Below are 13,634 nucleotides of genomic sequence, written 5' to 3'. Positions count from 1 at the left end.
GCGGGGCCATGTCGGTATGCGGCTACCGCCGCGAGGGCGCGACCAGCCCCGACGGCGCCGCGGACGCGATGGGGTCTTTCTCGGCACTTCCAGCCCCGCGCTCGGCGTCCCGCACCGCGAGACCGGCGCTGATCCTTCCGGCGATCTCGACGGGCGTGAGACCGATGTCGGCCAGCACCTCGCCGCGTTTGGCGTGCGCGAGGAACTGCTCCGGGATGCCGAACCGCCGTACCGGCACGTCCACGTCGGCGTCGCCGAGGGCCAGCGCCACGGCCGAACCGACGCCCGCGGCACGGCTGTTGTCCTCCACCACGGCCACCAGCCGGTGTTCGGCGGCGAGGCCCGGCAGCGAGGAATCGACGGGCTTGACCCAACGGGGATCCACCACCGTGCAGTTGATGCCACGGGCCTCCAACAGGTCGGCCACCTGAAGGCACACCGGGGCCATCACGCCGACGGCCACCAGGAGCACCTCGGGGCGTTCGGCTCGGTGCAGGACGTCCATGCCGCCGACCCGGTCGACGGCCGGGATGTCGGGGCCGACCGACTCCTTGGGGAAGCGGACCAGGGTCGGTGCGTCGTCCACGGCGACGGCCTCGCGCAGCTGGGCGCGCAGCTGGCCGGCGTCGCGCGGGGCGGCGATCCTCAGGCCGGGCACGACCTGGAGGATCGACATGTCCCACATGCCGTTGTGGGAGGCCCCGTCGACACCGGTGACGCCGGCCCGGTCGAGCACGAAGGTGACACCGCAGCGGTGCAGGGCGACGTCCATCAGCAGCTGGTCGAAGGCACGGTTGAGAAACGTGGCGTAGACGGCGACGACCGGATGCAGCCCGCCGGTGGCGAGGCCGGCCGCCGAGACGGCCGCGTGCTGCTCGGCGATGCCCACGTCCCACACGCGGTCGGGGAAGCGCTCGGCGAACTGGCCGAGGCCGACCGGGTGGAGCATGGCCGCGGTGATGGCGACGACGTCGTCCCGTTCCTCGCCGATTTTCACGATCTCGTCGCCGAACACCGAGGTCCACGAGGGGCCGTTGGAGGGTGCGAGGGGCTCGCAGGTCAGCGGGTCCATCACACCGACGGTGTGGAAGTGGTCCTCCTCGTGGGCGAGGGCCGGCTCGTAGCCGCGGCCCTTCTCGGTGAGGCAGTGGACCAGCACCGGGCCGTGGAAGCGTTTCGCGCGGCGCAGCGCCGACTCGACGGCCTTGACGTCGTGGCCGTCGATCGGGCCGACGTACTTCAGGCCCAGATCCTCGAACATGCCCTGCGGGGCGAAGGCGTCCTTGAAGCCCTTCTTCGCGCCGTGCAGGGACTCGTAGAGGGTGTTGCCGACGATCGGGGTGCGCAACAGTACGTCCTTGCCCCAGGCGAGGACCTTCTCGTAGCTGTCGGTGGTGCGCAGGGTGGCCAGGTGGTTGGCGAGGCCGCCGATGGTCGGGGCGTAGGAGCGTTCGTTATCGTTGACGACGATGATCAGCGGGCGGTCCTTGGCGGCCGCGATGTTGTTCAGCGCCTCCCAGGCCATGCCGCCGGTCAGCGCGCCGTCGCCGATGACCGCGACCACATGGCCCTTCTCCCCCTGCACCTGGTTGGCCTTGGCGAGGCCGTCGGCCCAGCCGAGCGCGGTGGAGGCGTGGCTGTTCTCGATGACGTCGTGCTCGGACTCCTCGCGCGAGGGGTAGCCGGACAGTCCGCCCTTGCCGCGCAGCTTGGAGAAGTCCTGACGCCCGGTCAGCAGCTTGTGGACGTAGGACTGGTGGCCGGTGTCCCACAGGATGCGGTCGACCGGTGACTCGAAGACCCGGTGGAGGGCGATGGACAGTTCCACCACCCCCAGATTGGGCCCGAGGTGACCTCCGGTCCTCGATACCGCTTGCACCAGGAACTCGCGTATCTCGTGGGACAGTTCACCGAGTTCCGCCTCGGACAGCGCCTTCAGGTCGCGTGGTGTCCGGATGGTCTCCAGAATGGTCACGCTGGGCCCCCTCTCGGTCCGTGCCGTGCTCTGCTCATTCGTCTGCGGGGATCGTCCGCTCGGCGAGCTTCATGGCCTCCTCGATGAGGGTCTCCACGATCTTCGACTCGGGGACGGTCTTGATGACCTCGCCCTTCACGAAGATCTGCCCCTTTCCGTTGCCCGAGGCAACTCCGAGGTCGGCCTCGCGGGCTTCACCGGGACCGTTCACCACGCACCCCATCACCGCGACCCTGAGCGGCACTTCCATGCCGTCGAGGCCCGCCGTGACCTCCTCCGCGAGCTTGTAGACGTCCACCTGGGCCCGGCCGCAGGACGGACAGGAGACGATCTCCAGGCGCCGCTGCCTGAGCCCCAGCGACTGAAGGATCTGGATGCCGACCTTGACCTCCTCGGCGGGCGGAGCGCTCAGCGACACCCGGATCGTGTCGCCGATGCCCCGGCTGAGCAGCGCCCCGAAGGCCACCGCCGACTTGATCGTGCCCTGGAACGCCGGGCCGGCCTCCGTGACCCCGAGGTGCAGCGGGTAGTCGCAGCTCTCGGCGAGCTGCCGGTAGGCCTCGATCATCACGACCGGGTCGTTGTGCTTGACCGAGATCTTGATGTCCCGGAAGTCGTGCTCCTCGAAGAGCGACGCCTCCCACAGCGCGCTCTCCACCAGCGCCTCCGGGGTGGCCCTGCCGTACTTCTGCAGCAGCCGCCTGTCCAGGGAGCCGGCGTTGACGCCGATCCGGATCGGCGTGCCGTGGTCCTTCGCGGCGCGCGCGATCTCCCTCACCTGGTCGTCGAACTTCTTGATGTTGCCCGGGTTCACTCGGACCGCCGCGCAGCCGGCCTCGATGGCCGCGAAGACGTACTTCGGCTGGAAGTGGATGTCCGCGATCACCGGGATCTGCGACTTGCGCGCGATGGTCGCGAGGGCGTCCGCGTCGTCCTGGGTGGGGCAGGCGACGCGGACGATCTGGCAGCCGGACGCGGTGAGTTCCGCGATCTGCTGCAGGGTGGCGCCGATGTCCGACGTACGGGTCGTCGTCATCGACTGCACCGACACCGGGGCCCCGCCCCCGACCGCCACCGGCCCGACGTGGATCTGCCGCGACTGCCGCCGCGGCGCGACCGGCCGGGCCGGTACCTCGGGAACGCCCAAGGGCACGGCGGTCATCGCCTCAGCCCTGCTTTCCGCTCGTCATCGTCTCGCGCGCGGCCCGCAGGGACTCCTTCAGGGAGCCCATCGTGGCGAGTACGGCGGTCGGCTCGTAGCCGCAGTGCGCCATGCAGTTGGCGCAGCGCGGGTCCTTGCCGCGGCCGTACTTGTCCCAGTCGGTCTCCTCGACGAGTTCGCGGTACGTGGACACGTATCCGTCGCTCATCAGATAGCAGGGGCGCTGCCAGCCGAAGAGCGAGTAGCTCGGGATCGCCCACGCCGTGCAGGGGAAGTCGACCTTGCCCTCCAGGAAGTCCAGGAAGAGCGGGCTCTGGTTGAGCCGCCACTTCTTGCGGTTGCCGCCCGCGAACGCCTTCTTGAACAGCTCGCGCGTCTGCTGCACACCGAGGAAGTGCTCCTGGTCGGGGGCCTTCTCATAGGCGTAGGCGGGCGAGAGCATCATCTCGTCCACCTTCAGGTCGTCATTGAGGTAGTTCAGCACCTCGATGACGGTCTGCGGGGTGTCGGTGTTGAAGAAGGTGGAGTTGGTGGTCACCCGGAAGCCGCGCCGCTTGGCCTCCTTGATGGCCTCGACCGCCTCGTCGAAGGTGCCCTCCTTCGCCACCGAGGCGTCGTGCCGCTCGCGCAGCCCGTCGATGTGCACGGCCCACGCGAAGTACGGCGAGGGCTTGAACTTGTCCATCTTCTTGCGCATGAGAAGGGCGTTCGTGCACAGGAACACGAACTTCTTCTTGGCTACCAACTGCCGTACGATCTCGTCGATCTGAGGGTGCATCAACGGTTCACCACCAGCGATGGACACCATCGGCGCGCCGGATTCCAGCACCGCGCCCACGGCCTGGGCGACGGGCATGCGCTGCTTGAGGACGCCTGCCGGATGCTGGATCTTGCCGCAGCCCTCACACTTGAGGTTGCACGCGAACAGCGGCTCCAACTCGACCAGCAGTGCGAACTTGTCCCGCTTCTTGAGCTTCTGTTCGAACAGGTATGTAGCGACCTTGATCGTCTGGCGCAACGGCATGGCCATCTGGCTCACCTCCGGGGGAGCAGCAAAGAACGGTGCCATTCGAAAAATGCGGGAAGAACGGAACGAAGAACACGGAAAGCAGATATTCCACCGCGTACGGTGCCGATCCGGACGAGTTCATGTTCGGGAGCGTCCACGACCACCCGTACGGCCGCGACCGGGCGCGCACCGGGGCGGACTGCCGTGAGGAGCGTGGCCGCCGACTCCATGTCGACCGCGATCGAGCCGGTCGCGAGCAGGTCGGACCGCTCATGGCCCCGGACGACATGGTCGGAGCCGGTGAGCGGGCCGGTGTGGACCGTGCGTCCGGGCAGGATGCGCACGAGCTCCTTGACGAGCAGTTCGGTGCCCACGCAGGCGACGGCGCCGCGCGGGTCCCGGGTCTCCTCGGCGACCACCAGGTCGCCGGGGTGCATGCCGGGGGCGAGCCCGGCGCAGAAGCCGGTGGCCAGTACGGCCGCGCCGGCCAGCGCCGGGACCGCGAGCTGCCGGGTGACGGAGCGTTCCGCCGCTCGGGGGCCCATGCCCGTACGGAGGAAGCTGACCGGCCCGTCCGCCCCGCTCCTGTCCCCGGTGCGCAGGGCGAGGCGCTCGATGCCGAGCGCGCAGGCGATCAGCAGCGGGACGGGTGCGGGCCGGGTGGTCAAGTCAGCTCCCCTTCGCCTCGGCCAGCGGCTTCCGGGTGAGGAGGCCGCGCTCGAAGGGGTCGCCGTACAGATACCGGCCGAGCGCGGTGAGCGGGAAGACCTGCCGGTACAGGTGGTAGTTGATGGAGAAGTCCCAGGGGAAGCCGGTGCCGGTGAAGTACGGCTCGTCCCAGGTGCCGTCCTCCTGCTGGGTGTCGGCCAGCCACTGGATGCCGCGCTCGACGGCCTTGGAGTCCTTCTCCCCCGCCGCGAGCAGCGCCATCAGCGCCCACGCGGTCTGCGAGGCGGTGGAGGCGCCACGGCCGCTCCACTCCTTGACGTACTTGTAGGAGCGCAGGTCCTCGCCCCAGCCGCCGTCGTCGTTCTGCACCCTCTCCAGCCAGCCCACGGCCCGCCGGATCGCCGGGTGCGAGCCGGGCAGGCCGGCCGCGGTGAGCGCGGGCACCACCGAGCCGGTGCCGTAGACGTAGTTGACGCCCCAGCGGCCGAACCACGAGCCGTCCGGCTCCTGTTCGGCGAGCAGCCAGTCGATGCCGCGCCGGGTGCGCGGGTCATGGGCGAGCCCCTCGGCGGCGAGCATCTCCACGACGTGCGCGGTGACGTCGGCCGAGGGCGGGTCGATGACCTCGCCGAAGTCGCAGAACGGCAGCCGGTTCGGGAACGGGCTGGTGTTGTCGACGTCGAAGGCGCCCCACGCCCCGTTCTTCGACTGCATCCCGAGGTTCCAGCGCACCGCGCGCCCGATCGCCCCGTCCACGCGGTCCGGGTCGTGGTGCCGGACCCGGCGCAGCGCGAGGGAGACCTCGGCGGTGTCGTCGATGTCGGGGTAGTTGTCGTTGTGGAACTCGAACGCCCAGCCGCCCGGCGGAAGTTCCGGTCGGCGTACGGACCAGTCGCCGGGCCGGACGATCTCCTCGCCGAGCATCCAGTCGGCCGCCTTGACCAGTTGCGGGTGGTCTACGGGGAGACCCGCGTCGACGAGTGCGATGGTGGCGAGGCAGGTGTCCCACACCGGGGACTGGCAGGCCTCGATCATCCGGGCGCCGTCCTCGCGCCATACGGCGAAACGGTCCAGCGAGGCGAGGCCCTCGCGCATCACGGGATGTTCGAGGTCGTAGCCGAGCAGGTGCAGGGCGATGACCGAGTACACGGCCGGGGGCTGGATGCCGCCCCAGCAGCCGTCGTTCTCCTGCCGCTCGATGATCCACCGGGCGGCCGAGTTCAACGCGGCCTTGCGGAGTCTGCGCACGGCGACCTTGCGGTAGCCGCGGACCACCTTGTCGAGTCGCTGGAACAGCCCGTCCCAGCTCACCACCGGGGCGAGCGGCTGCGGCGGGTTGGGGTTCGCCGGATCGGTGTGCAGCTCGTCCAGCGGGAACGGCGCCGGGCGCACCGGGCGCTTGGCGGAGACGACGGTGAGCGGCACGATCGTCTGCCGCGCCCAGCAGCCGAAGTCGTAGATGTTGAGCGGGAACCAGGTGGGGAAGTAGATCAGCTCCGGTGGCAGCTCGGGCAGGTCCTCCCACTTCCACCAGCCGAACAGGGCCAGCCAGATCCGGGTGAAGACACGGGAGGCGGCGATACCGCCGCGCTCACGGATCCAGGCGGAGGCCTTGGCCATGTGCGGCTCGTCCGGCGCGTCACCAGCCAGGCGCAGGGCGACGTACGCCTCGACGGTGGTGGACAGTTCGCCGGGCCCGCCGTAGAAGGAGGCCCAGGTGCCGTCCTCGCGCTGCTCGCCGCGGATGAACGTCGCGGCGGCCTGCGTGGTCTTCTCGTCGCGGATCCCCAGGAACTGGCGGAGCAGCAGGTCCTCGGCGTCCATGGTGACGTTGGTCTCCAGGTCGCCCTTCCACCAGCCCTCGGTGTCCTGCCGCGCGAGCAGGAAGTCGGTGGCGCGCCGGGCGGCGCGTGTGGCGGCTTCTTGTACCCCGGCCGTCTCGGGGGTGGTGATGGCGGTGGTGTCGCTGGCCGCGGCAGCGCGGGACGGCACAGTCGCCCCGGTGCTTCCGTCGGTCGTCGCTGTCATGGCTTCCCCTTCGTGCAGTCGTGCGAGTCGTGCTGCTGTGGGTCCGCCGTCGGCCGGTGTCCTGATGTCGATCCTCGGACACCGGCCGGCGACTACGCGAGGCGTGTTGGGCCGATAGTGATCATCTCTTTCGTACGACGACGAAGTCGGCGAGCGCCGTGAAGGAGTCGCGCACCCGGTCGGGCATGTCGACGGCCTCGAGGGCTTCGATGGCGATGGTGTGCTGACGGCGCGCTTCCTCGGCCGTCCAGTCCCGGCCGCCCGCCTGCTCGATGAGAGCCGCGCGGGCCGCGAACTCCTCCTCGGAGAAGTTCTCGACGTCGCTGCTCTTGGCGTCCGCGGCGAGGATCTCACCGAGCCGCTCGGAGGCGGAGCCGCCGGCCGCGAGCGCGGCCACGACCGGCAGGGACTTCTTGCGCTGGCGCAGGTCGCTCCAGGTCTGCTTGCCGGTGGCCTCCGGGTCGCCCCAGATGCCGAGCAGGTCGTCGACGGCCTGGAAGGCGAGGCCGAGGTGGTAGCCGTACCGCTCCAGGGCGTCGGCGGTGGCGGTGTCGGCGCCGCCGAGGACCGCGCCGATGGAGCTGGAGGCGGCGAGCAGCGCGCCGGTCTTGTTGCCCTCCATCTCCAGGCACTCCTCGACGGTGACCCGGTCGCGGTGCTCGTAGGAGATGTCCTGCGCCTGACCGTCGATCAGGGCGCGGGTGGCGGTGGTGAGTCTGCGGGTGGCGCGGCCGGCCTCGACGGTGCCGAGCTCCAGCAGGATCTCGTTGGCCAGGGCGAACAGGGCGTCGCCGACCAGGATCGCCTGGGCGGGGCCGTGCACCTTCCAGACGGTGTCCCGGTGCCGGCGCTGCTCGTCGCCGTCCATCAGGTCGTCGTGCAGCAGCGAGAAGTTGTGGACGAGTTCGACGGCGACGGCGCCGGGGATGCCCACCTCCGGCGCGGCGCCGGTGACCTCGGCGGAGAGCACGGCGAGCGCGGGACGCACGGCCTTGCCGCCGTCGCCGTCGGCCGGATTGCCCTGGGCGTCGATCCAGCCGAAGTGGTAGGCGGCGACGGTGTCCATGGGAGACGCCAGCCGGTCGACGGCCGCACGCAGGACCGGAGTGGCCAGGGTCCGGCCGCGCTCCAGCAGCGCGGTCACGTCCACCGCGGCCCGTGGGACGGGCGTCGAGGCCGGGGGCACAGTGGGCACAGTCTCTCCTCTTGTTGCGGTACCGGGGGTGCGGGGGCCTGCCGCGGGCTTCTGATCGAGCATCAGGCCGCCTCCTCGAACTCGAAGAGATGGCGGGGGCGGGGCCGGCCCAGGGCACTGAGGGCGGCATCGGCCGCGCTCACTCCACTGCGGACCGCACTCTCCATGGTCGCGGGCCACCCGGTGGCGGTCCACGCTCCGGCCAGGTACAGGCCGGGGGCCTTGGTGCGGGCGCCGGGCCGCAGCCGCCCGACGCCGGGGGTGGGGGCGAACGTGGCCGTGCGCTCCCGGGTCACGAAGAAGTCCTTCACCACGGCGCCCCGCGTACCCGGGATCAGCCGCTCCAACTCGGGCAGATAGCGCTCGCGCAGCTCGGCGACCGGCAGATCGACCTCTCCATGCGCGGCCGACTGGGACAGCGCCAGGTACTGACCCTCGCTCAGCCCGGAGGCGTCGGTGCGGTCGAACACCCACTGCACGGGGGTGCCCAGGGCCGCGAAGAAGGGGCGCGCGAGCACCTTGCGGTCGTAGACGACATGGACGTTGAGGATCGGCGCGGTGCCGATGTCCAGCAGCTGCCGGGGGGCGTCGAGGGCGCCGGGCGGCAGCAGGTCGTGGGCCTCGCGCTGGGGTACGGCGAGGACGACGGCGTCGGTTTCCAGGCTCTCGCCGGGAACCTGAACGCTCCAGGTGCCGTTCTCGTTGATAGAGACGGAGGTGACGCGTGTACGGACCTCGGTACGGACGCCCGCGGAGTCGAGCGCCTTGCGGGCCAGCCGGTCGTGCAGTTCGCCCAGCGGGACGCGGGCCCAGCCGATGTCGGCCGCGCCCGGGTCGGACAGCAGACCGGTCTTGAAGACCATCGCGGCGAGCCCCAGCGAGGCGTCGCCCGCGACCGCGTTGAGGGTGGCGACCCCGACCAGGTCCCACAGGGCCTCGACAGCGCGCGCCGACTGGCCGTGCGCGGCCAGCCAGCTGCCGAAGTCCTGGGTGTCCAGGGCCGGATCGGCGAGGTCGAGCCCCTTCAGCGCGAGCGCGGCCCGCCCGACCGCGGCGCGCTCGGCGAGCGAGAGGTGCGGATAGGCGGCCAGGCTGCGCCCCAGATGGAGGGGCACGGGCAGCGGGTCGCGCCGCAGCCGGCCGAGCCGCCTGCCCTCGGGCTTGGCGACGTCGACGACGGGCACGTCCAGGCGGTCCTGCAGCGGTGCCAGCGCCGCGCCCTCGATCCGGTCGAGGAACCAGCGGTAGGCGGTGCAGCAGCGCAGGTACACGTGCTGGCCGTTGTCGACGGTCAGGTCGCCGCGCTGGAAGGAGAAGGCGAGGCCGCCCAGCCTGGGCCTGCCTTCGAGCAGGGTGACACGGACGCCCGCGTCGGCGAGCGCGAGCGCCGCGGTGATCCCGGCGAGCCCGCCGCCGACCACGACGGCGCTGCGGCCTGCCGCACCCTCTTCTCCCGCAGTGGCGTGCTGCTGTGCGGGGCGTGAGCCGTCGCTCATCGTGCGTCCTTCCATGCGTGGCGAGCGTGCAGGTTGAACGGTGCACGGTCGGCCGTCGCAGTCAGGGACGCCACGCCGCAGTGGAGGGTTGCCTGCCGCATGTCTCCTGGTTCGGTGAGGTCCATCAGGGGCGCCTCCTGACGGAACGCGGGGAGACATGGCGGCTCACGTGCCGGGTGTCCAGACCCGACAGACCGCGTACCGCGACATAGGCCTTCTCGCGTCCGGGCAGCGAGACCCGGCCGCGCAGCACGGCCTCCGGGTCGCGCTCGATGCGGTCCAGCAGCCGGCGGTAGATGCCGGCCATGGCGGCGACGCACGCGCCGCTGCGCCGGTCGAGCATGGGCAGCAGCTGGTAGCCCTCGGCGAACAGGGCGCGGGCCCGCCGCACTTCGAAGTGCACGAGGCCCGCGAAGTCGGAGCCCTCCGGCGGGGTCGGCCCATGGAACCCGGCGGAGCAGCCGAACTTGGCGAGGTCGTCGGCGGGCAGATAGGTACGGCCGCCGGCCGCGTCCTCGCGTACGTCCCTGAGGATGTTGGTCAACTGCAGGGCGAGGCCGAGCGTGTCCGCGTACTCGGCCGCGCGCTCGGCGCCGCGCGCGCCCGGCTCGGTGCCGAACACGCCGAGCGAGAGGCGGCCGATGGCACCGGCGACACACCGGCAGTAGACCTTCAGGTCGTCCCAGGTCTCGTAGGTCTCGCCGCGTACGTCCATCTGGACGCCGTCGATCAGCTCGTCGAGCCCGCCGAGCGGGATCGGGAAGGCGCGCGCGGCATGGGCGAGGGCGACGGCGACCGGATCGGTGTCGTCCTCCTCGACCTCGTCCTCCCGGACCCGGGCGAGCAGCGCCCGGGTGTCCTCCAGCCGCTTCAGCTTCACCTCGTCGGCCAGGTCGCCGTCGCCGATGTCGTCCACGCGGCGGGAGAACGCGTACAGCGCCGACATGGCGCGGCGCTTGGGTGTGGGCAGCAAGCGGATGCCATAGGCGAAGTTGCGTGCCTGCTGCCCGGTGACGGTCTCGCAGTAGCTGTAGGCGGCGAGTACCGGTGCGGACACGTGCGACGGAGAATCCACGGTCCGGATCACCCCTCTCCTCGCAGGATCACGCCCGCCTCACGCAGCAACTGGACCTTGCCGGGTCGGGGCGGGCCGGGAAGTACGTCGTATTCGGCGGCGGCGATCGCCCTGATCGCCGCCCTTCCCCCCGCCACGAACCCTGCGAGAAGCAGCTTCAACCTGCCGTGGACGCTACCCACCAGGGGGGCGCCTTCATTCAGCAGATCGCGGGCGCGTTGTGCCTCGTATGCAACCAGGGCGCGCACCGATGCGCTCGCGGTTTTCGCGGAGAGATCCGTTTCCTGGACGTGAAAGCGCTTCATGTCGGCGGCCGGGAGGTAGATCCGGTCACGGCCGAGGTCCTCCGCGACGTCCTGGAGGTGTTCCACGATCTGCAACGCGGTGCAGACGGCGTCGGAGAGCCGGATCCGCTCGGGGGTCGAGGTGCCGGTGACGGCGAGGACGAGGCGGCCGACGGGGTTGGCGGACAGTTCGCAGTAGGCGAGGAGGTCGTCGTAGGTCTCGTAGCGGGCGACGAGCTGGTCCTGGCGGTTGGCGGCGATCAGGCCGAGGAAGGGCTCGGGGGTGAGGGAGCGGCGGCGGACGGTGGGCTGGAGGCGGCGCAGCAGGGGGTGGCGCGGGGTGCCGTCGAAGACGCGGCGCAGGTCGGCCTCGAAGGCGTCGAGGAGGACCAGGCGGTCCTCGGACTCGGCGGCCGACACGCCGAGCAGCCGGGCGTCGGCGCCGCCGGGGGCGAGGTCGCCGTCGCCGATGTCGTCGACGAGGCGGGCGAAGCCGTAGACGGCCATGAGGTCGTCGCGCCAGGCCTTGGGCAGGAAGAAGGGGGCCACGGGAAAGTTCTCGCTCGTGGCCTTGTCCAGGGTGGCGCGCTCCGGATCCGGCGCCGTTTCGGTGGCCGTCATCGGGCGCTGCCCGGCGGGGGGACGGCACATGCTGCGTTGAGCTGGGGAGTTTCCGTAGCCATTGCCGTCACATCTCCCGTTCTACACTGCCGACCCAATAGACACTATTTCGGACACGCCGCCCTGCAATCCGCGGGGTCGCCCTGGCGCGGGATGTCGCGCATTATCGCCCCACTTGCCGCTTTCCGGCACCGGTACAGCTTACGTTGTACAACGCGGCAAGGTTCGTCGGGGTGTCCTGCACATCACAACAACACACCGATTGGCTCCAAGATTCCTCACGCGAAACGGAGTTGACGGTTCCTTTGCAGACGCCGGGCCCCGCCGGACGGCTTCCGGCGGGGCCCTGGCCGAAACGGGCTACTTGCCCGTGAACTTCTCGTACTCCTTCAAGACCTCTTCGGTCGGTCCGTCCATGCGCAGCTCGCCGCGCTCCAGCCACAGGACGCGGTTGCAGGTGTCGCGGATGGACTTGTTGTTGTGACTGACCAGAAACACCGTGCCGGCCTCCTTGCGCAGTTCCCGGATGCGTTCCTCGGAGCGCTTCTGGAACTTGCGGTCACCGGTGGCGAGCGCCTCGTCGATCATCAGGACGTCGTGGTCCTTGGCGGCGGCGATGGAGAACCGGAGCCTGGCGGCCATACCGGAGGAGTACGTGCGCATCGGCAGGGTGATGAAGTCGCCCTTCTCGTTGATGCCCGAGAAGTCGACGATCTCCTGGTAGCGCTCCCTGACCTGCTCCCGGGACATCCCCATGGCGAGACCGCCCAGGATGACGTTGCGCTCACCGGTCAGGTCGTTCATCAGGGCCGCGTTGACGCCGAGCAGCGAGGGCTGGCCGTCGGTGTAGACCCTGCCCTTCTCGGCGGGCAGCAGGCCGGCGATGGCGCGCAGCAGCGTGGACTTGCCGGAGCCGTTGGAACCGATCAGGCCGATGGCCTCGCCGCGGTACGCGACGAAGGACACACCGCGCACGGCGTGCACCTTGCGCACGCCCCGCGCTGCCTCGTCGGAGCCTCGCTTCAGGATGCGGCTCAGGGCGGCCGTCGCGCTGCCCTTGCCGGTCCTGGCGCCGCTGACGCGGTAGACGATGTGCAGGTCGTCCGCGATGACAGTGGGGCGACGCTCCCCGGTGTTCTGCTCGGCGTCGTGCTCGGCGTTCTGCTCAGCCACGGCCGTACCTCTCCTCCGCCTTCCAGAAGTACACGAAACCGCCGGCGAAGACGACCACGGCCCAGAACAGCGCGATGGCCCACACGTGCGGCGGCAGGTTCGAGGCGCCGTAGCCGTCGATCAGCGCGTAGCGCATCAGGTCCATGTAGACGGCGGCCGGGTTGACCTGGAGCAGCCGGACCGCGATCTCGGAGCGGCCCTCCATCATCTTGTTGATGGAGAACATCACACCGGAGGTGTACATCCAGGTACGCAGGATGAACGGCATCAGCTGGGCGAGGTCCGGCGTCTTGGCGCCCATGCGGGCCACGATCAGCGCGAGCCCGGTGTTGAACAGGAACTGCAGCAGCAGGACCGGCACGATCAGCAGCCAGGCGGGGCTCGGGTAGCTGCCGAAGCCGATCGCCACGACGAACATCACGATCATCGAGAACAGCAGCTGCTGGAGCTGCTGCAGCGAGAAGGAGACGGGCAGCGAGGCGCGCGGGAAGTGCAGGGCGCGCACCAGGCCAAGATTGCCGGAGATCGCACGGACACCCGACATGACCGAGCTCTGCGTGAAGGTGAACACGAACACGCCCGTGACCAGGAACGGGATGTACACGTCCTGGGACAGACCGCGGCTCGCGTGCAGGATCACGCCGAAGATGAAGTAGTACACGCCCGCGTTCAGCAGCGGCGTCGCCACCTGCCACAGCTGGCCCAGCTTGGCCTGGCTGTACTGCGCCGTCAGCTTCGCCTGGGAGAAGGCGAGGATGAAGTGGCGCCGCCCCCACAGCTGGCGGACGTACTCGGACAGCGAGGGCCGGGCGCCGCTCACGGCGAGCCCGTACTTGGCGGCGAGCTGCGCCGCCGTCAGTCCCTCGTCGGGCGACGGTATCGCGCTCACCGCGACACCGCCGTCATGGGTTGTGTGACTCACGAGTGGAAATCCGGACTCTCTTTGG

General features: G+C 70.4%; 12 protein-coding genes. All 12 read right to left on the bottom strand.

Annotated features, from left to right (window positions below):
* Positions 1 to 22: 22 nt before the first annotated feature.
* Positions 23 to 1,975, bottom strand: coding sequence for a 1-deoxy-D-xylulose-5-phosphate synthase (gene dxs, locus AB0M27_RS07975; protein WP_365719112.1), 1,953 nt, complete (start codon positions 1,973 to 1,975; stop codon positions 23 to 25).
* Between the two features lie 34 nt (positions 1,976 to 2,009).
* The gene (ispG, locus tag AB0M27_RS07970; RefSeq protein WP_365719110.1) at positions 2,010 to 3,137 is read right to left on the bottom strand and encodes a flavodoxin-dependent (E)-4-hydroxy-3-methylbut-2-enyl-diphosphate synthase; all 1,128 of its coding nucleotides are present in this window, start codon (positions 3,135 to 3,137) and stop codon (positions 2,010 to 2,012) included.
* A 4-nt stretch (positions 3,138 to 3,141) separates the two neighbouring features.
* Positions 3,142 to 4,167, bottom strand: a complete 1,026-nt coding sequence (gene hpnH, locus AB0M27_RS07965) for an adenosyl-hopene transferase HpnH (protein WP_365719108.1) — start codon at positions 4,165 to 4,167, stop codon at positions 3,142 to 3,144.
* 5 nt (positions 4,168 to 4,172) lie between these two features.
* Positions 4,173 to 4,814, bottom strand: coding sequence for a 1-hydroxy-2-methyl-2-butenyl 4-diphosphate reductase (locus tag AB0M27_RS07960; protein ID WP_365719106.1), 642 nt, complete (start codon positions 4,812 to 4,814; stop codon positions 4,173 to 4,175).
* Position 4,815: 1 nt separating this feature from the next.
* Positions 4,816 to 6,843 carry a squalene--hopene cyclase gene (gene shc, locus AB0M27_RS07955; RefSeq protein ID WP_365719104.1) on the bottom strand — a complete coding sequence of 676 codons (2,028 nt, stop codon included), beginning with the start codon at positions 6,841 to 6,843 and terminating at the stop codon, positions 4,816 to 4,818.
* Positions 6,844 to 6,964: 121 nt separating this feature from the next.
* On the bottom strand, positions 6,965 to 8,029 hold the full coding sequence (locus tag AB0M27_RS07950) for a polyprenyl synthetase family protein (RefSeq protein WP_365719222.1): 1,065 nt from the start codon (positions 8,027 to 8,029) through the stop codon (positions 6,965 to 6,967).
* A gap of 71 nt (positions 8,030 to 8,100) precedes the next feature.
* Complete coding sequence (gene hpnE, locus AB0M27_RS07945) at positions 8,101 to 9,534, bottom strand: hydroxysqualene dehydroxylase HpnE (protein ID WP_365719102.1); 1,434 nt, start codon at positions 9,532 to 9,534, stop codon at positions 8,101 to 8,103.
* The gene (locus tag AB0M27_RS07940; RefSeq protein WP_365719220.1) at positions 9,531 to 9,635 is read right to left on the bottom strand and encodes a DUF6380 family protein; all 105 of its coding nucleotides are present in this window, start codon (positions 9,633 to 9,635) and stop codon (positions 9,531 to 9,533) included. Before AB0M27_RS07940 ends, hpnE begins: the two co-directional genes overlap by 4 nt.
* 23 nt (positions 9,636 to 9,658) lie before the next feature.
* Complete coding sequence (hpnD, locus tag AB0M27_RS07935; protein ID WP_365719100.1) at positions 9,659 to 10,621, bottom strand: presqualene diphosphate synthase HpnD; 963 nt, start codon at positions 10,619 to 10,621, stop codon at positions 9,659 to 9,661.
* On the bottom strand, positions 10,618 to 11,514 hold the full coding sequence (gene hpnC, locus AB0M27_RS07930; protein ID WP_365719099.1) for a squalene synthase HpnC: 897 nt from the start codon (positions 11,512 to 11,514) through the stop codon (positions 10,618 to 10,620). Before hpnC ends, hpnD begins: the two co-directional genes overlap by 4 nt.
* Positions 11,515 to 11,874: 360 nt before the next feature.
* Entirely contained in the window at positions 11,875 to 12,687 is an 813-nt protein-coding gene (locus tag AB0M27_RS07925; protein WP_365719097.1) for an ABC transporter ATP-binding protein, read from the bottom strand.
* Positions 12,680 to 13,609, bottom strand: coding sequence for an ABC transporter permease (locus tag AB0M27_RS07920; protein WP_365719095.1), 930 nt, complete (start codon positions 13,607 to 13,609; stop codon positions 12,680 to 12,682). The genes AB0M27_RS07925 and AB0M27_RS07920 overlap by 8 nt, the downstream gene beginning before the upstream one ends.
* Positions 13,610 to 13,634 lie beyond the last annotated feature (25 nt).

It is taken from the genome of Streptomyces sp. NPDC052107 (assembly GCF_040680215.1).
Lineage (GTDB): Bacteria > Actinomycetota > Actinomycetes > Streptomycetales > Streptomycetaceae > Streptomyces.
The sequence above is the reverse complement of the archived record's forward strand: the minus strand, read 5'-3'. Positions and strand labels throughout refer to the sequence as shown.